Raw genomic sequence first — 22,705 nt, 5'->3', positions numbered from 1 at the left:
GGGCCCGCCCGGCGGTCGGTAGGCTGTCCTGGTGACGACCGAGGACACCGCCATGCACCCCGCCCGATCCGAGGACGCCCCTGCGCGCACCGTGACCCTGCAGCATGACGGCCGCGCCACCGAGCTCGCCGTCTTCGAGGCGGCGGACGGCCGCTCGGCGATCGACGTGTCGAAGCTCACGCGCGACACCGGCTACACCGCGCTCGACTACGGCTTCGTCAACACGTCGGCCACCCGCAGCGCCATCACGTACATCGACGGCGACCAGGGCATCCTCCGCTACCGGGGCTACCCGATCGAGGAGCTCGCCGAGCAGAAGACCTTCCTCGACGTCGCGCACCTGCTCATCCACGGCGAGCTGCCGAACGAGGACGAGCTCGCGGACTTCGACCACAGCGTGCGCCGCCACACGCTGCTGCACGAGGACCTGCGGCGCTTCTTCGACGCGCTGCCGCGCGACGCGCACCCGATGAGCGCGCTCTCGAGCGCCGTCAGCGCCCTGTCGACGTACTACGAGGCCGACCACGACCCGCGCGACCCCGAGAAGGTCGACAAGCAGACCATCCGGCTGCTCGCGAAGATGCCGGTCATCGCCGCCTACGCGCACAAGAAGTCGATCGGCCAGGCGTTCCTCTACCCCGACAACTCGCTGTCGTTCGTCGAGAACTACCTGAAGCTGAACTTCGGCATCCAGGCCGAGGAGTACGTGCAGAACCCCGTCATGGTGCGGGCGCTCGAGCGGCTCCTCATCCTGCACGCCGACCACGAGCAGAACGCGTCGACCTCGACGGTGCGGCTCGTCGGGTCGACCGATGCCAACCTGTTCGCCTCCGTCTCCGCCGGCATCCACGCGCTCTCCGGTCCGCTGCACGGCGGCGCGAACGAGGCCGTGCTGCAGATGCTGCGCGGCATCCGCGACTCCGGCGAGGGCGTCGAGCGCTTCGTCGAGCGTGTGAAGCGCAAGGAGCAGGGCGTCAAGCTCATGGGCTTCGGCCACCGCGTGTACAAGAACTACGACCCGCGCGCGAAGCTCGTGAAGTCGTCGGCCGAGGAGGTGCTCGCCCAGCTCGGCGTGCGCGACCCGCTGCTCGACATCGCGCAGGAGCTCGAGCAGGTCGCCCTCGCCGACGACTACTTCCGCGAGCGCAAGCTCTACCCGAACGTCGACTTCTACACCGGCGTGATCTACAAGGCCATGGGCTTCCCGGAGCGCATGTTCACCGTGCTGTTCGCGATCGGCCGCCTCCCCGGCTGGATCGCGCACTGGCGCGAGATGATGCTCGACCCGCAGACGAAGATCGGCCGCCCCCAGCAGCTGTACGTCGGCCCGGTCGAGCGCCACATCTGAGCCGGCCCCGGCCGACCCCACCCACCGCCGCCTGCGCGGTCACCGACCCGGAGCATCCATGACCAGCAGCACGCAGGCGCAGCCCACGGGCGTCGTCGACCGGTTCTTCAAGATCAGCGAGCGGGGCTCGAGCGTCTCGCAGGAGGTGCGCGGCGGCCTCGTCACGTTCTTCGCGATGGCGTACATCATCGTGCTGAACCCGCTCATCATCGGCGGCTTCTCGGCCGACCAGGCGGCGACCGACGTCGAGGGCGGATGGCTGCCCAACGGTCAGGTCGCGGCCGTCACCGCGCTCGTCGGCGGCCTCATGACGCTCGCGATGGGCCTCATCGCCAACGTGCCGTTCGGGCTCGCAGCGGGCCTCGGCATCAACTCCTTCCTGGCCTTCGGCCTCGTCGGCGAGCTCACCTGGCCCGAGGCGATGGGCCTCGTGCTCATCAACGGCGTCATCATCGTCGTGCTCGCCGCGACCGGGCTGCGCCGGATGATCTTCGACGCCGTGCCGCCGGCGCTCAAGAGCGCGATCGCGGTCGGCATCGGCCTCTTCATCGCGTTCATCGGCTTCGTCGACTCCGGCTTCGTGCGCTCGACGGGCGCCGCGTCGCCGCCGGTCGAGCTCGGCGACGGCGGCTCGATCACGTCGCTGCCGACCGCGGTCTTCGTCATCGGCGTCATCCTCATGGGCATCCTGCTCGCGCTGCGCGTCAAGGGCGCGCTGCTCATCGGCATCGTGGCGACCACGATCATCGCCATCATCCTCGAGGCGATCTTCCGCGTGGGCCCGTCGCTCGGCGCGAACCCGGACGCCTGGAACCTCAACGCGCCGGCGCTGCCGACGAGCGTCGTCGCGCTGCCGGACCTCTCGCTCATCGGGCAGGTGTCGTTCGGCTCGTTCGACCGCATCGGCATCCTCGCGACCACGATGTTCATCTTCACGCTCGTGTTCATGAACTTCTTCGACGCGATGGGCACCATGACGGGCCTCGCCCGCCAGGCGGGCCTCGCCACCCCCGACGGCCAGTTCCCGGGCCTCAAGCGCGCGCTCGTCGTGGAGGGCTTCGGCGCGGTCGCCGGCGGTGGCGCGAGCGCCTCGTCGAACACCGTCTTCGTCGACTCCGCCGCGGGCGTGGGGGAGGGCGCCCGCACGGGCCTCGCCTCCGTCGTGACCGGCGTGCTCTTCCTCGCCGCCATGTTCCTGACGCCGCTCACGCAGATCGTGCCGCTCGAGGTCGCTGCGGCGACCCTCGTGGTGGTCGGCGCGATGATGATGGCGCAGATCGCCGACATCGACTTCACCGACTTCCGGATCGCGCTGCCCGCGTTCCTCACGATCGTCGTGATGCCGCTCACCTACAACATCGCGAACGGCATCGGCGTGGGCTTCATCGCCTGGGTCATCGTCAACGCCGTCTCCGGCCGCGCGAAGCAGATCTCGCCGCTGCTGTGGATCGTGGCGGCGCTCTTCGTCGTCTTCTTCGTGCGCGGACCGCTGCAGGCGCTCATCGGCTGACGCCGCGCCGACCGGCTCGCGGCCGCTAGACGGCCCGCGACACCTGCGCGAGCAGCTCCGGGCCGCGGCGGTCGACCGCGGCGCCGCCGAAGCGGATGCCGAGCCAGCCTGCGAGCGCACCGATGAGCAGCGCCGCGGCGAGGCTCGGCCAGGCGAGCCACGGGATCCACACGGCGGCGATCGCGAGGCCGACGAAGGGTCCGCCCACGATCGCGAGCGCCGGGAAGGCGATCGCCACCCCGGCGAGCGACTGCACGCCGCCGGACGAGCCGCGGCCGAGCGGGTTCGCGCCGGGCTGCGGCGCCTCGCCCGGCAGGTAGGCCGAGAGCCACAGCAGCACGCCGCTCAGCACGCCGAACGTGCCGACCCCGACGGCGATGCTCGCGGGCAGCAGGTCCCAGCGTCCGGCGGCCCAGGTGCCGAGCACCGCGGTGAGCACGATCGCCGGCACGTAGACGACGCCGATGCCCAGCAGCCGCCCGGCGCGGTCCTGCGCGCCCCGGACGCCGGCGAGCAGGTGCCACGCGAAGGCGCTCGCGTCGTACGCGGTGTCGATCTGCACGATGCTGCCGGCGACGAGGGCCATGAGCAGCGGCACGAAGGCGAGCGGCTCGCGCGGCATCTCGTCGCTCACGAGCTGCAGGCCGCCCAGCACGGCGGGCAGCATGAGCACCGCGATCACGTTCATGAGGTGGCGCACGTCGCGGCGTCGGTAGCGGATGCTCCTCGCCGCGATCGCGCCGACCGGCGTCGCGGGGAGCAGCCGGTCGAGCACGTGCCCCTCGCGCACGCGGCCGCCGCCGCGCAGCACGATCGGGTTCGTGAGCCGCTCGCCGAGCAGCCGCCCCCAGCCCCACCAGGCGATCGCGACGGTGGCGATCGCGATGGCGAGCTTCGCCGCCGCCTCGAGCCACGCGCCGTCCGCGACTGCGAGCGGCAGGGCGAAGGCGGCGCCGAGCGGCGTCCACGCGACGACCGCCGCAGTGGACGCGATCACGCCGCCGAGGTCGCCGACGGCGAGCACCGCCATCGCGACGCCCTGCATCGCGACGGTGAAGCCGATCACGCCGACGAGCAGCAGGATCGCCATCGCGTCGCGCGCCCGCTTGCTCGCGAGCTGCCGGGCGAGCAGGTCGGCCGAGACGCGGGCGATGAGCAGCACGGTCGCGACCGCGATCGGCAGCGCGACGATCGCGGTGATGAGCGCGGCGGGGGAGGTCGACCAGACGATGAGCAGCGTCGCGAAGGCGAGCACCGGCACGATGCCCCAGACGTCGAGCAGCTCGGCGGCCAGCAGGCCGCCGCGCAGCTGCCGGGGCCGCAGCGGCAGCAGGCTGAACCGCTCCGCCGCGAGCGGGTCGCTCGTGCCCATGAGCACCGAGAGCGCGGTGAGGCCCACGACGAGCCCCGCGCCGACGAGCACGGCCGCCGGTCCGCCGAGCTCGGGGGCGAGCGCGCGGAGGGCGATCGCGCCGACGGCCGTGAGGGCGAGCAGCGACAGGCCGCCGAGCAGGCTCACGACGAGCCCGACGATCGCCCACGGGCTCCGCCGCAGCGTGCCGAGCAGCAGCCGGTACCTCAGCGCGACGAAGTGCGCAGCCACCCGAGCGCCTCCGTCCCGCGCGCCTGCTGCCCGACCATCTGCACGAACCGCTCCTGCAGGCTCACGCCCCCGCGCACCTCGTCGAGCGTGCCGGTCGCGATGAGCCGGCCGTCGGCGACGACCGCGACGTGGTCGCAGAGCGACTCCACGAGCTCCATGACGTGGCTCGACAGCACGACCGTGCCGCCGGAGGCGACGAAGCCGCGCAGGATCGCCCGGATCGCCTGGCCCGAGACGGGGTCGACCGCCTCGAAGGGCTCGTCGAGCACGAGCAGCCGCGGCGCGTGGATGAGCGCGCACGCGAGCGCGATCTTCTTCCGCATGCCGGCGGAGTAGTCGGCGACGACGGTGCCGCCGGTGTCGGCGAGCCCGAGCGCGTCGAGCAGGTCGGTCGCGCGGGACGTCACCTCGGCCTCCGGCATCGAGCGCAGCAGCCCGTTGTAGCGCAGCAGCTCGGCACCCGTGAGCCGGTCGAACAGGTGCACGCCGTCGGGCAGCACGCCCGTGATCGCCTTGGCCCGCGCGGGGTCCCGCCAGACGTCGTGGCCCAGCACCGCTGCGGTGCCGTGGTCGGGTCGCAGGAGGCCCGTCGCCATCGACAGCGTCGTCGTCTTGCCGGCGCCGTTCGGGCCGACGAGGCCGAAGAGCGAGCCCTGCGGCACGCGGAGGCTCAGCCCGTCGACCGCCGCCTTCTGGCCGAAGCGCTTCGCGAGCTGCACGAGCTCGAGCGCGGGCGCGAGGGCGTCGGCGGGCTGCGTCGGTGCCGGTCGCGGTGCGCTGAGCGTCATGCCCTCAGCCTCCCAGCGCGGTCGGCCGGAGCGCATCCGCCGTGGGAGTGAACTGAGCCTCCCCTGAGCAGGGGAGGACGCTCGCTCAGGTCAGTGCAGCAGTGCGTTCAGCTCGACGCCGCGGCCGTCGCGCGCGACGACCTCGACCGCGCCCGACACCGAGTTGCGGCGGAAGAGCAGCCCGGGGGTGCCCGAGAGCTCGACGGCCTTGACCGTCTCGCCCGACGGCACGAGCGTCACCTTCGTGCCGGCCGTCACGTAGAGGCCGGCCTCGACCACGGAGTCGTCGCCGATCGAGATGCCGACGCCCGCGTTCGCGCCGAGCAGCACGCGGGAGCCGAGCTGCACGCGCTCCTTGCCGCCGCCCGAGAGCGTGCCCATGATCGAGGCGCCGCCGCCGATGTCGGTGCCGTCGCCGACCACGACGCCCTGCGAGATCCGGCCCTCGACCATCGAGGTGCCGAGCGTCCCGGCGTTGAAGTTGACGAAGCCCTCGTGCATGACGACGGTCCCGGGCGCGAGGTGGGCGCCGAGGCGGATGCGCGACGCGTCGCCGATCCGCACGCCGTCCGGCAGCACGAAGTCGGTCATCCGCGGGAAGCGGTCGACGAGCTGCACCTGGATGCCCGCGCGCTGCAGCTGCACCCGGTGCGACGCCGCCCAGTCCGGGTCGACGGCGCCGGCGTTCGTCCACGCGACGATCGGCAGCGCGGCGAAGATGCCGTCGAGGTTGATCGTGTTCGGCTGCACGAGGCGGTGGCTCAGCAGGTGGAGGCGCAGGTAGGCGTCCTCGGTCGACGCGGGGGCGGCATCCAGGTCGATCTCGACGTGCCGGTGCTCGAGCACGACACCGCGAGCGGGCACCGGGCCGGCCTGGTCGCCGAGCTCGCCGCCGCCCATCCACGCCTCGTCGCCGCTCGGCGAGCCGAGCGCGGGGGAGGGGAACCACGCGTCGAGCGCCCGGCCCTCGAAGACGGTGACGAGCGCATGTCCGTGTGCGGGGCGAGCCATGCGCCAAGTCTAGGCTTGGGCCCATGACTGCCCCGACGCTCGACCTCACCGCGACGAGCGCTGCGCTCACGCGCGCGCTCTGCGACATCGACTCCGTCTCGGACCGCGAGGGGCCCCTCGCCGACGCGATCGAAGCCGCGGTGCAGGCCGTGCCGCACCTCACCGTGACGCGCGTCGGCGACACCGTCGTCGCGCGCACCGAGCTCGGCCGCGATCGCCGCGTCGTGATCGCCGGGCACATCGACACCGTGCCGATCAACGACAACCTGCCGACGCGCGACATCGAGGTCGACGGCGAGCCGCACATCTGGGGCCGCGGCACCGTCGACATGAAGGCCGGCGTCGCCGTGCAGCTGAAGCTCGCCGCCGAGCTCGCCGAGCCCGTCGTCGACCTGACCTGGATCTGGTACGACCACGAGGAGGTCGGCGAGGACCAGAACGGCCTGCGTCTGCTCGCCGAGACCCATCCCGAGCTCATGCAGGGCGACTTCGCGATCCTCGGCGAGCCCTCGAACGGGCACATCGAGGGCGGCTGCAACGGCACCCTGCGCGCCGAGATCCGCACGCGGGGGGTGCGCGCGCACTCCGCCCGCGCGTGGGTCGGCCACAACGCCATCCACGACGCCGCGGAGGTGCTGCAGGTGCTGCAGTCGTACCGCCCGCGGCAGATCGAGGTGGAGGGGCTCGTCTACCGCGAGGGCCTCAACGCCGTCATGATCTCTGGCGGCGTCGCGACGAACGTCATCCCCGACGAGTGCGTCGTGCAGGTGAACTACCGCTTCGCGCCGTCGCGGAGCCTCGAGGAGGCGACCGCGCACGTCGTCGAGCTCTTCGAGGGCTTCGACGTGCGCGTCATCGACGCGGCGCCCGGCGCCCGCCCGGGCCTCGACGCGCCGCTCGCGAAGGAGTTCATCGAGGCGGTCGGCGTGACGCCGCAGCCGAAGTACGGCTGGACCGACGTCGCGCGCTTCTGGGGCCTCGGCATCCCGGCCGTGAACTTCGGCCCGGGCGACCCGTCGAAGGCGCACGCGGACGACGAGTCGGTGCCGGTCGCGCAGATCGTCGCGACCGAGGAGAGCCTCCGCACGTGGCTCTCGCCGGCCTGACCGAGCGCCGCCCCGCGCTCGCGGCGATCGCCGCGGCGGGCGCGGAGCGCTGGTGGGTGTGGCCCGCGGCGCTCTGGCTCGTCTCGCGCCTCATCAGCACGGCGTTCCTCGCCGCCTTCGCGGGCCGCCAGGAGCAGAGCTCGTGGACGCCCGCGGGCCCGGACCTGCTCGACTACTCCACGATGTGGGACGCCCACTGGTACTTCATCGTGTCGGTCTCGGGCTACCCGTCCGAGCTGCCGATCACCGACGACGGGCACGTCGGCGAGAACGCCTGGGCGTTCATGCCGGTCTACCCGATGGTCGCGCGGCTGCTGACGGCCGTCGGGCTGCCGTGGGAGGTCGCGTCCGTGCTGCTGTCGGTCGCCGCCTCGCTCGCGTTCGCGCTCGTCGCCTACCGGCTGTTCGCCGACATCGCGCCCGGCCGGGAGCGCTTCGCGCTCGCGATCGTGCTGCTGTCGCCGACCGCGCCGGTCTTCCAGCTGGGCTACGCGGAGTCGCTCTTCCTGCTGCTGCTCGCCGGCGCGCTGCTCGCCTGGCGGCTGCGCGCGTGGTCGTGGCTCTGGGTGCTGCTGCCGGTGCTGGCGCTCACCCGGCCCGGCGGGCTCGCGTTCGCGCTCGCGCTGGGGCTGTGGTTCCTCATCCGCCTCTCGACCGACCGTGCTGCCTTCCCGGTGGCGGAGCGGCGGATGGTCGCGGGCCTCGGGGCGTGGAGCGCGCTCTGGGGCTTCGGCTGGCTCCTCGCCTGCACGCTCGTCACCGGCAGCGCCACCGCCTACGTCGAGACCGAGCTCAGCTGGCGCTCCGCCTACATCGGCAGGCAGGAGCTCGTGCCGCTCACGCCCTGGCCGATCGGGCTCGAGTGGTGGTTCGGGGCGTGGTGGCCGCTGTGGCTCGTCGCGATCGTCGGCGCGGCGGTCGCGCTGCTCGCCGGCCCGTGGCGGCGCGGCGTCGCGCTCGAGGCGCGGCTGTGGACGATCGCCTACCTGCTCTACCTCGCGGCGGTGTGGTTCCCGCAGTCGTCGACCTGGCGGCTCCTCATGCCGATCTTCCCCGCCGCGGCGTTGCTCGCCGCGCTGCGGCCCGGGTGGGCCAGGGCGCTGCTGCTCGGCGCGTGCATCGTGCTGCAGCCGGTGTGGATCTGGTTCTGCTGGCACGTGAACGGCGCCGACTGGACGGTGCCGTAGCGGGCGCTCGCGCGGCCGCTCCCAGGCGGCACGCGAGCGATGCAGGGCGAGAACATGAGACAATGTCCCCAGTAGCCGCGAATGAAAGGGGTGCCTCCATGGCCGCCATGAAACCACGCACCGGAGACGGACCGCTCGAGGCCGTCAAGGAGGGTCGGGTCATCGTCGTCCGCGTCCCTCTCGAGGGTGGCGGGCGCCTCGTGGTCTCCGTCAATGATGCAGAGGCAGCAGCGCTCCACAAGGCGCTGGGCGAGGTCGTCGTCACGGCCTGAACCGCTCCTGGCCCATCGGGCAGAGCGCAACGGGGCCGATCCATGGCGGATCGGCCCCGTTCGCGTGCGCGGATGCCGCGCGGCGGCTAGCGCTTCGGTGCTGCCGGCTCGGGCTTGCGCACGATCTGCAGCAGCCCGTCGCCGACGGGCGAGACCGCGGCCTGCACCGCGTCGCTCGTCGCGAGCTCCTTGAGCAGCGCGCGCACGTCCGAGGCGGCGTCGTCCCGCTGGGCGGGGTCGGCGACCTTGCCGCCGAGCAGGGCGTGGGCGACGAGCACCGAGCCGCCGACGCGCACGAGCGCGAGGGCGTGCTCGACGTACTCGAGCATCCCGGCCTGGTCGGCGTCGATGAGCACGATGTCGTAGCTCGACTCGTTCATGCGCGGCAGCACGTCGCGCGCCTTGCCGGTGATGAGCCGGGCGCGGGTGACGGGGATGCCCGCCTTCGCGAACGCCGCGCGGGCGTGCTGCTGGTGGTCGAGCTCGGTGTCGATCGAGGTGAGCGTGGCGGTGGGTGCGCCGCGCAGCAGCCAGAGGCCGCTGACGCCCGCGCCGGTGCCGACCTCGAGGATGGCGGTGGCCTGCGTCGCCGCGGCGACGGCGGCGAGCTGCGCGCCGACGGCGGGCGCGATGGGCGTGATGCCGAGCTCGACGGAGGCGTCGCGCGCGGCGGTGAGCACCTCGTCCTCGCTCGCGAGGTCGTCGAGGTACTTGGCGATGAGCGATGTTGTCTGCACGGTTCCTCCGCCTCGACCCTAGCCGTGCGAGGCATCAGCACCCTCCAGGCTCGCCGCCGATCCGGCCGTCGCGGCCTCGACTACCCTGGAGGGGTGTCCCTCGCAGGCATCACCCTCGACAAGCTGCTGCTCATCGCAGTGCTCGCGGCCATCCTCATCGGCCCCGAGCGGCTGCCCGCGCTCGCCGAGAAGCTCGGCGCGCTCGTGCGGGGCCTCCGCGACCTCGCCGGCGGCGCGAAGGAGCGGATGCGCGAGGAGATGGGCCCGGAGTTCGACGAGGTCGACTGGCGGCGGCTTGACCCGCGGCAGTACGACCCGCGCCGGATCGTGATGGATGCGCTGCGCGACGACCCGAAGCCGCCGCCGGACTTCGCCACCGCCGCAGCTGGTGCCTCGGTCGCGACCGTGACGGGCCTCCCGCGCCGGGCGAGCGGCCCGATGCGCTTCGACGACGAGGCCACCTAACCCCGCCCCTCCGCGTCCCGCACCCGAGTGGTCACTCCCGCGCCTGAGCGGTCACTCCCGACCGTGAGTGGTCACTTCCGACCGTGAGTGGTCACTTCCGACCGTGAGTGGTCACTTCCGCCCGTGAGTGGTCACTTCCGCGCGCGATCGGTCACCTCCGCGCCTGAGTGGTCACCTCCGCGGACGAGTGGTCATTTGCGCGCCTGAGTGGTCACTTCTGCCCCTCACTGGGTCAGGGAAGGAAGCCGGGAGCCGACGAGTGGAACCGTCCCGCATCTACCGCGCCCATCACCCACTTCCCGGTTGCGTCGCGCAGTCACTGCATCCGTGGCCATGCAACCCAGGCGCCACTCACCAGCGGCAGTGACCTCTCACGTGCCCAAGTGACCTCTGACGGACCGGAGTGACCTCTCACGGACGGGAGTGACCTCTGACAGACCGGAGTGACCTCTCACGTGCCGGAGTGACCACTCACGAGCGGAAGTGACCACTCACGTGCGGGAGTGACCGCTCGCGGGTAGGGCGGGCGGCGGTCAGGCGGGGGAGAGGGGGAGACCCCGGCCCGCGATGGGGCGCGTGCCCCGGAGCGCCTCGGCGAGCGCGATGACCGCGGCCGCCGCGGGATCGGTCGGCGCCGACGCGACGACCGGCGCGCCCGCGTCGCCGCCCTCGCGCAGCGCGACCGACAGCGGGATGCGCGCGAGCAGCGGCACGCCGAGCCGTCGCGCCGCCTCGTCGCCGCCGCCCGCGCCGAACAGCTCGAGGATCGAGCCGTCGGGCTGCGCGAGCCCCGCCATGTTCTCGACCACGCCGAGCACCTCCTGGCCCGTCTGCCGCGCCACCTCGGCCGCGCGCTCCGCGACGTCGGCGGCCGCGCGCTGCGGCGTCGTCACGACGAGCACCTGCGCGTGCGGCAGCAGCTGGCCCAGCGAGATCGCCACGTCACCGGTGCCGGGCGGCATGTCGATGAGCAGCACGTCGAGGTCGCCCCACCACACGTCGGTGAGGAACTGCTGCAGCGTGCGATGGAGCATCGGGCCGCGCCACGACACGGAGCGGTTGCCGTCAACGAACATGCCGATCGAGACGAGCCGCACGCCGTGCGCCTCGGGCGGCATCATCATGTCGCCGACCTTCGTCGGCTTCGCCGCGCTCCCGAGCAGCGCCGGGATGGAGTAGCCGTGCACGTCCGCGTCGATGACGCCGACCGCGAGCCCGCGCGCCGCGAGCGCGACCGCGAGGTTCGCCGTGACGGTCGACTTGCCCACGCCGCCCTTGCCGCTCGCGACCGCGATGATGCGCGTGAGCGTGCCGGGCCCGAACTGCGCGGGTCGCGAGCCGCGCAGCCGCTCGACGAGCGCCTGCCGGCGGGCGGGATCCATCACCGCGACCTCGACCGCCACGGCGTCGACGCCGGGCACCGACGCGGCCGCCTGCCGCACATCCGCCTCGATCCGGTCCGCCGCCGGGCACGCCGCGACCGTCAGCTCGAGCCGGATGCTCGCGAGGCCGCCGTCGAGCGTCGCGGTCGGGATCATGTCGAGCTCGACGAGCGGACGCCGGATCTCGGGGTCGACGACGGTGCCGAGCGCGCGCTCGAGCCGGGGGTCGATCACCGGTCGGTCACCGGGCTGTCACCGGTCCGGTCACGACGCCTCGCGCTCGCGCCGCTCGTCGAGGTCCTCGACGAACGTCTTGAGCTCTGCGCGGATGAACTCGCGCGTCGCCATGTCGCGCATCGCCATGCGCAGCGCGACGACCTCGCGCGCCAGGTACTCGGTGTCGTTGAGGTTGCGCTCGGCGCGCAGGCGGTCCTGCTCGATCTGCACCCGGTCGCGGTCGTCCTGGCGATTCTGCGCGAGCAGCAGCAGCGGCGCGGCGTACGAGGCCTGCAGGCTCAGCACGAGCGTGAGCAGGGGGAAGCCCTGGTCCTGCGGGTCGAACTGCGCGGCGGGCGCGGCGAGCGAGTTGTAGCCGAGCCAGAAGGTGACGAAGATCGTCATCCCGATGAGGAACGCGGGCGTGCCCATGCCGCGCGCGAACGACTCGGTGAAGCGGCCGAAGCGGTCCTTCGACTGCGGCTTGGGCATGGCGAAGCGGCGCCGCGCCTTCGGCCGCGAGAACTGCTCGTCGCGCTCAGCCACGCTGCGGCTCCTCCTGCGTGCGCCAGTCCGCCGGCAGCAGGTGGTCGAGCACGTCGTCGATCGTGACGACGCCGACGAGCCTGCCGGCGGTGTCGACGACGGGCACCGAGACGAGGTTGTACGCGGCCATCTGGCGCGTCACCTCCGCGGCGGTGTCGCTCGTGAGCACCGGCTCGATCTGCTCGTCGAGCAGCGTGCCGACCCGCTCGTTCGGCGGGTAGCGCAGCAGCCGCTGGAAGTGCACCATGCCGAGGTAGCGGCCGGTCGGCGCCTCGTACGGCGGCAGGGTCACGCAGATCGCGGCGGCGAGCGCCGGCGCGACCTCGTGGCGGCGCATGAGCGCGAGCGCCTCGGCGACGGTGCCGTCGGAGGCGAGGATGATCGGCTCGGTCGTCATGAGGCCGCCGGCGGTGTCCGCGCCGAACGCGAGCAGCATGCGCACGTCCTCGGCCTCATCCGGGTCCATGAGCTCGAGCAGCGTCTCGGCGCGCTCGGTCGTCATGTGCGCGACGAGGTCGGCGGCGTCGTCGGGCTCCATCTGGTCGAGCACATCGGCGGCGCGGATGTCCTCGAGGCCGTTGAGGATCTGGACCTGCCGGTCCTCGTTCATCTCCTCGAGGATGTCGGCGAGCCGGTCGTCGGAGAGGTCCTCGGCGACCTCCATCATGCGCTGCTCGGGCAGGTCGAGCATCGCGGACGCGGCGTCGGCGGCCGGCAGCTCCTCGAGCGACGCGAGCAGGTGGTCGGTGTCGTGGTCGGCGTCGGGCTCGTGGCGCACGTCGTTCCAGCGCGCGAGCGTCGTGGGTCCCTTGCCGAACGGGCCGACCTTGGGCTTCCGCAGGAAGAGCTCGTCGACCTCCCACTCGCCGGGGCCGTGCTCCGCGATCGACAGGTCCTCGAGCACCGCCGTCGAGCCGTCGCGCAGCGTCACGGTGCGGCCCAGCACGTCGGCGAGCAGCAGGCGCTCGCCGCCGCGCTGGCGGAAGCGACGGTCGCTGATCGCGGAGGCGATGAGCTGGCCGCCGCCGATCGAGAGCACCCGGCCGATCGAGAGGAACACGCGCGCGCGGCCGCGGTCCTCGACGACGAGCCCGACCACGCGCGGGGAGGCCGCGGTGCGCGGCACGGTGACGACGTCGCGCACCTTGCCGATGCGCTCTCCCGCGGGGTCGAAGACGCCCGAGCCTGCGAGGCGCGCGACGAACACGGTGGGAGCGCTCATGCCGTCCAACGTACCGCGCAGCACCGCCCGTCGAGGTGTGACGCCCAGAGCGAAAGCCCCGTGCGCGCCGGGGAGCGCATGGGAGACTGGGCAGGTGAGCATGTTCCAGCGATCCGCGACCGGCGACCAGCATCTGCCGCGCGGTGTCGTGGTGGCCTCCTACGAGACCTACGACCAGGCGCAGGCCGCGGTCGCGAAGGTCTCGGGCGCCGAGGCGGAGGTCGTGGGCCTCGCGATCATCGGCAACGACCTCAAGCTCGTCGAGCGCATCGTCGGCAGGCTCACGTGGGGCAAGGTCGCGCTGCAGGGCGCGATGCGCGGGCTCGGCTTCGGCGCGTTCATCGGCCTCGTCTACCTGCTCTTCGTGCCGGAGGCGATCGCCTCGGTGCTGCTCTTCCCGGCCCTCGGCCTCGCGTTCGGCATCCTGCTCGGCGTCACCTCGCACGCGATGACGCGCCGCAAGCGCGACTACGCGTCGGTGCAGCAGGTGCTCGCGGCGCGCTACGACGTGGTCGCCCCGCAGGAGACCGCCGGCAAGGCGATGCACATCATCGGTCAGCGCGGCGGCGCCTCGGCGGCGGCATCGCCCGCGCCGCAGCAGGCCGAGCAGCCGCCCGCACCGCCGCTGGGCTGACCGCTCAGACGAGCGCTGGCGACGTCCGCGCGGCCGACTGCACGGCATCCGTCACGAGGTCGAGCAGCGGCGACGACAGGTTCCAGCGCTGCCACCACAGCGGCACCTCGACCCCCGTCTCGGCGAGCTGCACGAGCGACCCGTCGGCGAGCCCCGCCTCGAACTGACCCGGCAGCAGCATGCCCCAGCCGAGCCCCATCCGGACCGCCTCGGCGAACTCCGCGGATGCCGAGATGACGTGGCGCGGCGCCTCGGCGCGCGCGCCGTGCCGGTGCGCGAACTTCGCCTGCAGGGTGTCGTGGCGGTCGAAGTCGACGATCGGGGCCGCCTCGAGCGCCGCGCGCGACAGCCCGCGCGAGAACCACCGCTCGGCGAGCTCCCGCGAGGCGATCGGGACGTAGCGCATGCGTCCGAGCGGCGAGGCGACGCAGCCGGCGACCGGCTCGCGCTGCGAGGTGACCGCGCCCATCACCGTGCCCGCCTCGAGCAGCTGGGCGGTGCGCTCCTGGTCCTCGCGATGGATGTCGAACGTCACGCTCCGCTCGGCGGTCACCGCGGCGAGCGCGGGCAGGAACCAGGTGATGAGGGAGTCGGCGTTCACGGCGAGCGGCACGCGCTGCGCGAGGGTGTCGTCGCCGAGCGCGATGCGCGCGTCGTGCTCGAGCAGCGCGAGCTGCCGCGCGAGCCGCACGAGCGCCTCGCCCGCCTCGGTCGCGCGCACCGGCTTCGTGCGCTGCAGCACGACCCGGCCGACGCGCTGCTCGATCGCGCGGATGCGCTGGCTCACGGCGCTCGGCGACACCGCGAGCTGCACGGCCGCCCGGTCGAGCGTGCCGGCGTCGACGACGGCGGCGAGCGTGCGGAGGTGGTCGAGCGGCAGGTCCATCCCTCGATCCTAGATGAAGCGATCCTTATGATGCTGCACGATCGTGCGCTGGACTGCATGTCTGACCGGTCGTAGCGTCGAGGGCATGGACCAGGGACTCATCGCACTGCTGTCGGGGCTCGGCCTCTGCCTCGGGCTGATCATCTCGATCGGCGCGCAGAACGCCGTGGTGCTGCGGCAGGGCCTCCGCCGCGAGCACGTCGGGATCGTCGTGCTCGTGTGCGTCGTGAGCGACGCCATCCTGCAGGTGATCGGCGTCGCCGGCGTCGCGACGCTCGTGACGAGCCACCCGTGGCTCGAGACCGTCGCCCGCTGGGCCGGCGCCGTGTTCATCGTGGGCTTCGCGATCGTGAGCGCCCGGCGCGCGTGGCGCGGCGGCGGCTCGCTCGAGGCCGCGCCCGAGGCGGCACCGGAGGCGGGCGGCGGCGCCCCCGTGGCGACGCGCACGCGCACGCGCAGCAGCAGGCTCGCGGTGCTCGGCACGATCCTCGCCGTCACCTGGCTCAACCCGCACGCGCTCGTCGAGACGACCGTCGTGATGGGCTCGGTCGCCGCGACGCATGGCGACGCGCGCTGGTGGTTCATGGTGGGCGGCATCACGGCGAGCACGCTGTGGTTCGTCGGGTTCGGCTACGGCGCCCGCTACCTCGCGCCGCTGCTGCGCACGGAGCGCGCGTGGCGCATCCTCGACGGCGCGATCGCGGCCGTCATGCTCGTGATCGCCGTCACGCTCGTCCTGGGCTGAGCGCGCCGCGGGGCACGGTCAGCGCGCGCGCACCTCGCGCATCCACGCCTCGACCTGGTCGGCCGTGCGGGGGATCGCGCCCGAGAGGTTCCTGGCGCCGTCGGCGGTGACGACGATGTCGTCCTCGATCCGGATGCCGATGCCGCGCAGCTCCTCGGGCACGGTGAGGTCGTCGGCCTGGAAGTAGAGGCCGGGCTCGATCGTGAAGACCATCCCCTCGCGCACGATGCCGTCGTGGTAGAAGTCGCGACGGGCCTGCGCGCAGTCGTGCACGTCGAGGCCGAGGTGGTGGCTTGTGCCGTGCACCATCCAGCGTCGGTGCAGCTGCTGGTCCGGCTCGAGCGACGCCTCCGCCGAGATCGGCAGCAGCCCCCACTCGGCGGTCCGACGCGCGATCACCTCCATCGCGGCGGCGTGCACCTCCTTGAAGACGATGCCCGGCTTGACGATCGCGAAGGCGGCGTCGGCCGCCTCGACGACGGCGTCGTAGACGCGCCGCTGCACCTCGGTGAACACGCCCGAGATCGGCAGCGTGCGGGTGATGTCGGCCGTGTAGAGGCTGTCGACCTCGACGCCCGCGTCGAGCAGGATGAGGTCGCCCTCCCGGACCGCGCCGTCGTTGCGCGTCCAGTGCAGGTAGCAGGCGTGGTGGCCGGATGCGGCGATCGTGTCGTAGCCGACGGCGTTGCCGTCGAGCCGCGCGCGGCGGTGGAAGGCGCCCTCGACGACGCGCTCGCCCCTCTCGTGCCGGGTGGCGAGCGCGAGGTCGGCGATGACGTCGTCGAAGCCGCGCGCCGTCGCATCGACGGCGGCCTGCACCTCGGCGACCTCCCACGCGTCCTTCACGAGCCGCAGCTCGCTCAGGTCGCGCGCGAGCGTGTCGCCGTCGGGGTTCGCGCCCTCGACGCGCGCCTCGACGGCGGGGTCGGCGCCGGTCACGACGAGCGCCGTGCCGCCGCCGGTCAGCGCGGCGTCGAGCTCGGCGAGGTCGGCGGTCGCGACGCCGAGGTCGGCCGCGACGTGCTCGAGCGAGGGCCGTGGGCCCACCCAGAACTCGCCGATGGCCGGGTTCGCGTAGAACTCCGTCGTGCCGCGACCTGCGGGACCGCGGAAGTACAGCGTCGCGTCGTGGCCCTCACCGTCGCCAGACGTCGGCTCGAGCACGAGCACCGAGTCGGGCTCCGCGTCCGAGCCCCAGCCGGTGAGGTAGGTGAAGTCCGCGTGCGCGCGGAACGGGTAGTCGGTGTCGTTCGAGCGCACCTTGAGCGACCCCGCGGGGATCACGAGGCGCACGCCCTGGTGCATCGCCGAGAGCCGCGCGCGGCGCGCTGCGGCGGGGCCGGCGGCGGCGCGCGGCGCGGGCGTCGTCGCCTCGCGCTCGGCCCAGCCGGACTGGATGTGCTCCGTGAACGCCGACGACGTCGGGGTCGTCGATCGGTTGGTCGTGCTCTGCGTCGTGGCCTGGTCGCTCATGCCCGCCATCATCCCACCGCGGCGCGGTCGGTGGCGGAGGATGCCTCAGCCCCGCGCCGAGGGCGGGTTGCGGTCGGCGTAGAGCGCGGCGAAGAACCCGAGCGTCGTGCCGTCGGGGTCGGGGCCGCGCTCCTTGAACTCGTCGAGCAGCGCGTGCAGCCGCTGCTCGAACTCCTCGCGGTGCGCGTCGTCGATCTTCAGCCCCATCCAGCTCGCGTCGAGCTGGTCGGGCGGGAGGCCCTCGATCTGCTGCAGGAACGTCTCGACCAGCACGGGGGAGCCCCCGGGCATCGAGGTGCGCCACGAGAGCCCGGTCGCGCGGTAGGGCACCTCGCGGGCGCCGCCGGCGCCGGCGCGCTCGGGCTCGGCCGCGAGGAACCCGGTCTGCACGAGCGTGCGCACGTGGTGGAGCATCGTGCCGGGGTTGACGCCCAGCAGCTCGGCGAGCTCCTTGTTCGTGCGCGACTCGAACGCGCACAGCCGCAGGGCACGCAGCCGCAACGGCGAGCTGAGCGCCCGCGCCATCGCCTGCGCGCGGGCGTCGGGATCGTCGGCCCGCAGCTCGATCCGGTCGTCGCCCATGCCGTCACCCTACGCGAGCGATTGACAGATCTCAATCGAGCGCGCACACTGATCGACATGTCTCGATCGGAAGCCGTCGGGGAGCGCGCGGATCGCTCGCTCTGGCGCGACGGCAACTTCCTCACCCTCTGGAGCGGCCAGGCGCTCGCGCAGCTCGGATCGCAGGTCGCCGAGCTCGCGATCCCGGTGCTCGCGGTGCTGCTGCTGGGCGCGAGCGAGCTCGAGGTCGGCTTCCTCAACGCCGCGGGCGTCGCCGCCTTCCTCGTCGTCGGGCTGCCCGCGGGCGCCTGGATCGACCGCATGCGCAAGCGCCGGGTGATGATCTGGGCGGATGCCGTGCGCGCGGTCGCGCTCGGCGTCGTGCCGCTGCTGTGGTGGGCAGGGCTGCTCGAGATGTGGCACCTCTACGCCGTCGCGCTCGTGGTCGGGGTCGCCACCGTCTTCTTCGACGTCTCGTACCAGAGCATCATCCCGTCGCTCGTGCGGCCCGGCCAGATCGCCGAGGCGAACGGCAAGCTGCAGGCGACCTACGAGCTCGCCAACATCGGCGGCCCCGCGGTCGGGGGCTGGCTCGTCGGGCTCGTCGCCGCGCCCTTCGCGATCCTCGCCACGGTCGGCACCTACGTCGCCTCGTTCGTCGCGCTGCTGCTCACGCGCGACCACGAGGAGCCGCGCGCCGCCGACGACCGCGGGCCGATCCTGCAGGAGATCGCCGAGGGCCTGCGCTGGGTGTTCGGCAACCGGCTGCTCCGCCGCATCGTGACGACGACCGCCGTCTTCAACCTCTCGAGCACGCTGTCGTTCACCCTGCTGCCCATCTTCCTGCTGCGCGAGCTCGGGCTCACCCCCGCCGCGATGGGCGTGATCTTCTCGCTCGGGGCGATCGGCGGCTTCGCCGGCGCCGTCGCGACGCCGCACATCGTGCGCCGCATCGGCGAGGCGCGCGCCATCCCGGTGAGCGCGATCGCGTTCAGCGTCGTCGCGTGCCTGCTCCCGCTCGCCGCCGCGTTCCCGTCCGTCGCGTTCCCGCTGCTCGTGGCGCAGGGGTTCGTCGCGAGCTTCACCGTGCTGCTCTACAACATCACGCAGGTCACCTTCCGCCAGCGCATCACGCCCTCGCGGCTGCTCGGCCGCATGAACGCGTCGATCCGCTTCTGCGTCTGGGGCGTCATGCCGATCGCGGCGCTCGCGGCGGGCGTGCTCGGCACCTGGCTCGGCGTCGTCCCGACCATGTGGATCGGCGCGGTCGGGCAGGTGGTCTCGGCGCTGTTCGTCGTCATCGGCCCGTTCTGGGCGCTCCGCGAGCTGCCCGACGCGGCGGCCTGACCGGCCAGCGCGACGCAGGACAGGCTCAGGCGGTGCGCCGTACCCTCGTGGGATGCATGTGCCGACCCCCGCTGGCCTCGCCGAGTGGCGCGAGGTCGCCGACACCGCGGTCGACGCCGCCGTCGCCTCCCACGTCGAGGGCGATCACGTGCTGCTGCTGCGCCGCTGGCGGCGCGAGGGCGCGCCGATCGTGCTGCTCGTGCACGGGATCGGCATGGGGCAGCAGTACTTCGGGCTGCTGCGCGAGGCGCTCTCGGCCGAGCTCGACGTCATCGCCCTCGACCTCCCCGGCTTCGGCGCATCGCCCGAGCCCGCGGAGAGCATGCCGATGCCGGAGCTCGCCGACTTCGTCGCCGACGCCCTGCGCGGCATCGTCGGCGAGCCGGTGATCGCGCTCGGCCACTCGATGGGCACCCAGGTGGTGGCCGAGCTCGCAGCGCGGCACCCCGAGGCCGTCGACCGCGTCGTGCTCATCGCGCCGACCGTCAACCCGCGCGAGCGCAGCGGCTGGCAGCAGGCGTGGCGGCTGCTGCAGGACCTCGCGAACGACCCGCCCATCGTCGCGCTCGTCGGCGCGCGCATGTACGCCCAGACCGGGCTGCGCTGGTACCTGCGGAAGCTGCGGTCGATGCTCGCGCACGACCTGCGCGACGTGCTGCCGCGCGTGCTGCAGCCGACGCTCGTCATCCGCGGCGAGGAGGACAAGGTGGTGCCGGAGGACTGGGCCGCCGAGGTGTGCGGCCTGCTGCCGCACGCGGAGCTGCGGATCGCGCGCGGCAAGGGCCACGAGGCGATGGTGACCGGCGCCGAGCCGGTCGCGCGCATGGTGATGGAGTTCTCGGCATGACCGCGCAGCGTCCGCGGCCGAGCGCGCGGCTCATGCCAGGGGAGGCGCTCGTCTGGGCGGGCGACTACCGCTTCGCCGCGATGCAGCACGTGCGCTCGTGGTTCGACCGCCGTCCTCCGTCGCTCACCGGTCCCGCGGATGCGCGCGTGCACGTCGTGCTCGTGCCCGGGGTCGTCGAGCGGTGGCACTTCATGGAGCCGCTCGCGAAGCACCTCGTGCACGCGGGGCACGCGGTGCGCTTCGTCCCGGAGCTCGACCGCAACCTCGCGCCCGTGCTCGAGTCGGCGCCGATCGTGCGTGACGTCGTCGACCGCGTCGCCGCCGAGCATCCGCACGCCAGGATCGTGCTCGTCGGCCACTCGAAGGGCGGCCTGATCGGCAAGCGCGTGCTCGTCGACCGCGCCCTCGAGCCCGACATGCCGCAGCCCGACGGCCTCGTCGCGCTCGCGACCCCCTTCGCCGGCTCCGCGCGGGCCCGCTTCATCCCCGGCACGTGGGTGCGCGAGCTCGACGCGTCGAGCGAGGTGCTGCTCGCGCTCGCCGCGGAGCGCGTCGCGGATGCGCGCATCCGCGTGATCCTGCCGCGCATCGACCCGCACATCCCGGGCAACGAGATCCCGGAGGGGATGCAGGGCGTGCGGCTGCGCGCGAGCGGCCACTTCCGGCCGCTCGCCACCCGCGAGGCGGCCGAGGCCGTGCTCGACGCGATCCGCGCGCTCACGAGCGACGAGCGCGCGGCGCCCGGGGCGGAGCTGCGCGAGGCGGTGCGCGACGCGGCGGACGACGCCGAGCAGGGCGGCACGGCCGACCGCTAGCCGGTCCTCCGCAGCTGCACGAGCACCGGCCGGTGGTCGGTGCCCGCGCCGTCGACCCCGGTGAGCACCCGGGCGGCGACCGGCTCCCAGTCGGGCGTCGCCACGACGTGGTCGATCTGCGCGCCGAGCCACGACGGCGCCCACGTCGGCCAGCTGCCCACCGCGCCCGCGCCGACCGCGCTCGCAGCATCGCGGCACGTGCCGAGATCGCCGCCGTCGACGCCGAGCGAGGCCCAGTGGTCGAGCGTGGAGTTGAAGTCGCCCGCCATCACGACCGAGGAGGAGCCGTCGCAGAGGCCCGCGACGAACTCGAGGTCGGCGCGCCAGTTGCGCATCTGCTGCGGCACGGGCGCGACCGGGTGCGTCGACACGAGCACGGGGCCCTCGCCGTCGTCGGGTCGCGCGACGACGGTGGGCAGCGTGCGCGTGCCGCCGACCGAGCTGTCGGTCGTGTACTCGCCGAGCGCCGCCGAGATGAGCAGCGTCGTGTTGAGCGCGCCGTAGGAGGGGGAGTACTCGGTCGTGTGCACCCAGAACGGGTTCCCGCGCTCGCGCAGCAGCTCCGCGACGCCGACGCCGAGCGGCAGCGTCGTCTCGGGCAGCATCACGACGTCCGCCCCGGTCTCGTCGATGATGCGCGCGACCTCCTCGGCGCCCGGCTCGTCGCCGAGCGTGTTCCAGGTGAGCACGACGAGGTCGCCGCCGTCGCCGTCGATCGCCTGGCCGTCGTCGAGCCCGCGCGAGGCATGGACGCCGCCGGAGACGAGCGCGAAGACGAGCAGCAGCGAGACGACGCCGAGCACGAACGGCCGCACGCGCCGCCAGCCGACGAAGCAGAGGAACACGATCGCGAGCACGAGCGCGATGCCGACCACGCCGATCCGCATCGACACGACCTGGGCGACGACCGGCGCCTGCTCGAGCCCGAGCGCCTGCGGCCACGCGGCGACCAGCAGGCACGCCGCGATGACGATGGCGAGCAGCCAGCCGAGGATCGCGAGCACATCGGGAGCGTAGGACACCGGTCGATGCGGGGCCTGTGGAGCGCGTCCCCCGATCGGCCGGAATAGGCTGGCCGGATGGACGACGACTGGGTGCGCAGGGGCCCGATCGACCTGCACGCGCACTCGCGCGAGTCGGACGGCACGGATGCGCCCGGTGACGTCGTGCGAGCCGCCGCCGCGGCGGGGCTCGGCGTCGTCGCGCTCACCGACCACGACACGGTCTCGGGGTGGCAGGAGGCGGCCGATGCCGCGATGGAGACGGGCGTCGCGCTCATCCCGGGCGTCGAGTTCTCGTCGCAGATCGGCCCCGCGAGCGTGCACGTGCTCGGCTACCTGCTCGACCCCGTCTCGGCCGCGTTCGTGGGCGAGCGGGAGCGCATCCGGCTCGAGCGCGTCGAGCGCGCCGAGCGCATGGTGCGCGCGATCGGCCGCGACTACCCGCTCACCTGGCGGCACGTCGAGGAGCACTCGGCGCCCGGCGCCACGATCGGCCGCCCGCACATCGCCGACGCGCTCGTGACCCTCGGCATCGTGCCCGACCGGTCCGCGGCGTTCGAGGGCATCCTGCACTGGCAGGGCGGCTACTACCAGCCGCACCACGCGCCGCACCCCGTCGACGCGATCCGCATCATCGCGGATGCCGGCGGCGTCGCCGTGCTCGCGCACCCCGCGGCGCGCGGGAGGCCCGTCATGCGGATGGGCGTGCTCGGCGAGCTCGTCGACGCCGGCCTCGCGGGCGTCGAGATCTGGCACCGCGACAACGACGCGCGATCCCAGCGGGAGCTGCTCGTCGACGCCGAGCGCCTCGGGCTGCTCGTGACCGGCTCGAGCGACTACCACGGCTCGGGGAAGCCCAACGTGCTGGGCGAGCACACGACCGAGCCGGCGGTGCTCGCCGAGATCGTGCGGCGCGCGACCGGCTTCGCGCCGGTCGTCCCCGGGCCCTCGCCGCGCGCGACGGGGCCTTGACGCGGCACTTGCATTTTGCAAGCATCAGCGG

At 73.4% G+C, this 22,705-nt stretch carries 23 protein-coding genes; 12 read left to right on the top strand and 11 right to left on the bottom strand.

Annotation, left to right across the window (positions count from 1 at the left end):
* Positions 1-31: 31 nt before the first annotated feature.
* Together ACVWW9_RS00715 and ACVWW9_RS00710 are read left to right on the top strand one after the other, a co-directional pair.
* Complete coding sequence (locus ACVWW9_RS00715) at positions 32-1,348, top strand: citrate synthase (RefSeq protein ID WP_354259734.1); 1,317 nt, start codon at positions 32-34, stop codon at positions 1,346-1,348.
* A 58-nt stretch (positions 1,349-1,406) separates the two neighbouring features.
* Complete coding sequence (locus tag ACVWW9_RS00710; RefSeq protein ID WP_456513992.1) at positions 1,407-2,858, top strand: NCS2 family permease; 1,452 nt, start codon at positions 1,407-1,409, stop codon at positions 2,856-2,858.
* Between the two features lie 25 nt (positions 2,859-2,883).
* Here the strand turns inward: ACVWW9_RS00710 and ACVWW9_RS00705 are convergent, their stop codons facing one another.
* From ACVWW9_RS00705 to ACVWW9_RS00695, 3 genes are all read right to left on the bottom strand, one after another.
* Positions 2,884-4,461: a hypothetical protein gene (locus ACVWW9_RS00705; RefSeq protein WP_456513991.1), complete on the bottom strand. Its 1,578-nt coding sequence runs from the start codon at positions 4,459-4,461 to the stop codon at positions 2,884-2,886.
* Positions 4,437-5,249 carry an ABC transporter ATP-binding protein gene (locus ACVWW9_RS00700; RefSeq protein WP_456513990.1) on the bottom strand — a complete coding sequence of 271 codons (813 nt, stop codon included), beginning with the start codon at positions 5,247-5,249 and terminating at the stop codon, positions 4,437-4,439. Before ACVWW9_RS00700 ends, ACVWW9_RS00705 begins: the two co-directional genes overlap by 25 nt.
* A gap of 90 nt (positions 5,250-5,339) precedes the next feature.
* Positions 5,340-6,260 (bottom strand): DapH/DapD/GlmU-related protein, encoded by a 921-nt coding sequence (locus ACVWW9_RS00695; RefSeq protein WP_456513989.1) that lies wholly within the window; start codon positions 6,258-6,260, stop codon positions 5,340-5,342.
* Between the two features lie 23 nt (positions 6,261-6,283).
* Between ACVWW9_RS00695 and dapE the strand changes: the two genes are divergently transcribed.
* The 3 genes from dapE to ACVWW9_RS00680 all read left to right on the top strand — a co-directional run bounded on the left by dapE (position 6,284) and on the right by ACVWW9_RS00680 (position 8,825).
* Positions 6,284-7,366, top strand: a complete 1,083-nt coding sequence (dapE, locus tag ACVWW9_RS00690) for a succinyl-diaminopimelate desuccinylase (protein ID WP_456513988.1) — start codon at positions 6,284-6,286, stop codon at positions 7,364-7,366.
* Positions 7,348-8,553: a hypothetical protein gene (locus ACVWW9_RS00685; protein WP_456513987.1), complete on the top strand. Its 1,206-nt coding sequence runs from the start codon at positions 7,348-7,350 to the stop codon at positions 8,551-8,553. Before dapE ends, ACVWW9_RS00685 begins: the two co-directional genes overlap by 19 nt.
* Before the next feature lie 98 nt (positions 8,554-8,651).
* A complete protein-coding gene (locus ACVWW9_RS00680; RefSeq protein ID WP_123698332.1) occupies positions 8,652-8,825 on the top strand; it encodes a DUF3117 domain-containing protein in 174 nt (57 codons plus the stop codon).
* 86 nt (positions 8,826-8,911) lie between these two features.
* On the opposite strand, the gene ACVWW9_RS00675 is transcribed toward ACVWW9_RS00680, so the two are convergent.
* Complete coding sequence (locus tag ACVWW9_RS00675) at positions 8,912-9,562, bottom strand: O-methyltransferase (protein ID WP_354259754.1); 651 nt, start codon at positions 9,560-9,562, stop codon at positions 8,912-8,914.
* Between the two features lie 93 nt (positions 9,563-9,655).
* On the opposite strand from ACVWW9_RS00675, the gene ACVWW9_RS00670 reads away from it, so the two are divergent.
* The gene (locus ACVWW9_RS00670) at positions 9,656-10,027 is read left to right on the top strand and encodes a twin-arginine translocase TatA/TatE family subunit (RefSeq protein WP_211333872.1); all 372 of its coding nucleotides are present in this window, start codon (positions 9,656-9,658) and stop codon (positions 10,025-10,027) included.
* 533 nt (positions 10,028-10,560) lie between these two features.
* Here the strand turns inward: ACVWW9_RS00670 and ACVWW9_RS00665 are convergent.
* The 3 genes from ACVWW9_RS00665 to ACVWW9_RS00655 are packed head-to-tail and all read right to left on the bottom strand — an operon-like array spanning position 10,561 to position 13,393.
* Positions 10,561-11,643 (bottom strand): Mrp/NBP35 family ATP-binding protein, encoded by a 1,083-nt coding sequence (locus ACVWW9_RS00665; protein ID WP_456513986.1) that lies wholly within the window; start codon positions 11,641-11,643, stop codon positions 10,561-10,563.
* Between the two features lie 30 nt (positions 11,644-11,673).
* Positions 11,674-12,117 (bottom strand): DUF1003 domain-containing protein, encoded by a 444-nt coding sequence (locus ACVWW9_RS00660; protein ID WP_456515389.1) that lies wholly within the window; start codon positions 12,115-12,117, stop codon positions 11,674-11,676.
* Between the two features lie 46 nt (positions 12,118-12,163).
* Positions 12,164-13,393, bottom strand: coding sequence for a magnesium transporter MgtE N-terminal domain-containing protein (locus tag ACVWW9_RS00655; protein WP_456513985.1), 1,230 nt, complete (start codon positions 13,391-13,393; stop codon positions 12,164-12,166).
* Between the two features lie 100 nt (positions 13,394-13,493).
* Here ACVWW9_RS00655 and ACVWW9_RS00650 point away from each other — a divergent pair, with 100 nt between their 5' ends.
* On the top strand, positions 13,494-14,027 hold the full coding sequence (locus ACVWW9_RS00650) for a general stress protein (RefSeq protein WP_354261583.1): 534 nt from the start codon (positions 13,494-13,496) through the stop codon (positions 14,025-14,027).
* 4 nt (positions 14,028-14,031) lie between these two features.
* Here ACVWW9_RS00650 and ACVWW9_RS00645 read toward each other — a convergent pair whose 3' ends face one another.
* Positions 14,032-14,913 carry a LysR family transcriptional regulator ArgP gene (locus ACVWW9_RS00645; protein ID WP_456513984.1) on the bottom strand — a complete coding sequence of 294 codons (882 nt, stop codon included), beginning with the start codon at positions 14,911-14,913 and terminating at the stop codon, positions 14,032-14,034.
* A gap of 85 nt (positions 14,914-14,998) precedes the next feature.
* Here ACVWW9_RS00645 and ACVWW9_RS00640 point away from each other — a divergent pair, with 85 nt between their 5' ends.
* Positions 14,999-15,658, top strand: a complete 660-nt coding sequence (locus ACVWW9_RS00640) for a LysE/ArgO family amino acid transporter (RefSeq protein WP_456513983.1) — start codon at positions 14,999-15,001, stop codon at positions 15,656-15,658.
* Positions 15,659-15,676: 18 nt separating this feature from the next.
* Here ACVWW9_RS00640 and ACVWW9_RS00635 read toward each other — a convergent pair whose 3' ends face one another.
* Both ACVWW9_RS00635 and ACVWW9_RS00630 read right to left on the bottom strand, forming a co-directional pair.
* Positions 15,677-17,131: an aminopeptidase P family protein gene (locus ACVWW9_RS00635; RefSeq protein WP_456513982.1), complete on the bottom strand. Its 1,455-nt coding sequence runs from the start codon at positions 17,129-17,131 to the stop codon at positions 15,677-15,679.
* A gap of 45 nt (positions 17,132-17,176) precedes the next feature.
* Positions 17,177-17,713, bottom strand: coding sequence for an ArsR/SmtB family transcription factor (locus ACVWW9_RS00630; RefSeq protein WP_456513981.1), 537 nt, complete (start codon positions 17,711-17,713; stop codon positions 17,177-17,179).
* A gap of 57 nt (positions 17,714-17,770) precedes the next feature.
* Between ACVWW9_RS00630 and ACVWW9_RS00625 the strand changes: the two genes are divergently transcribed.
* From ACVWW9_RS00625 to ACVWW9_RS00615, 3 genes are read left to right on the top strand one after another with little or no spacing between them, the layout of a single operon-like run.
* Positions 17,771-19,039, top strand: a complete 1,269-nt coding sequence (locus tag ACVWW9_RS00625) for an MFS transporter (protein ID WP_456513980.1) — start codon at positions 17,771-17,773, stop codon at positions 19,037-19,039.
* 52 nt (positions 19,040-19,091) lie between these two features.
* Positions 19,092-19,886 (top strand): alpha/beta fold hydrolase, encoded by a 795-nt coding sequence (locus ACVWW9_RS00620; protein ID WP_456513979.1) that lies wholly within the window; start codon positions 19,092-19,094, stop codon positions 19,884-19,886.
* A complete protein-coding gene (locus ACVWW9_RS00615; protein ID WP_456513978.1) occupies positions 19,883-20,701 on the top strand; it encodes an esterase/lipase family protein in 819 nt (272 codons plus the stop codon). The genes ACVWW9_RS00620 and ACVWW9_RS00615 overlap by 4 nt, the downstream gene beginning before the upstream one ends.
* Here the strand turns inward: ACVWW9_RS00615 and ACVWW9_RS00610 are convergent.
* Positions 20,698-21,705 carry an endonuclease/exonuclease/phosphatase family protein gene (locus ACVWW9_RS00610; protein ID WP_456513977.1) on the bottom strand — a complete coding sequence of 336 codons (1,008 nt, stop codon included), beginning with the start codon at positions 21,703-21,705 and terminating at the stop codon, positions 20,698-20,700. The genes ACVWW9_RS00615 and ACVWW9_RS00610 overlap by 4 nt on opposite strands.
* Before the next feature lie 75 nt (positions 21,706-21,780).
* On the opposite strand from ACVWW9_RS00610, the gene ACVWW9_RS00605 reads away from it, so the two are divergent.
* Complete coding sequence (locus tag ACVWW9_RS00605; RefSeq protein ID WP_354259780.1) at positions 21,781-22,674, top strand: PHP domain-containing protein; 894 nt, start codon at positions 21,781-21,783, stop codon at positions 22,672-22,674.
* Positions 22,675-22,705 lie beyond the last annotated feature (31 nt).

Source organism: Agrococcus sp. UYP33 (assembly GCF_054060915.1).
The sequence above is the reverse complement of the archived record's forward strand: the minus strand, read 5'-3'. Positions and strand labels throughout refer to the sequence as shown.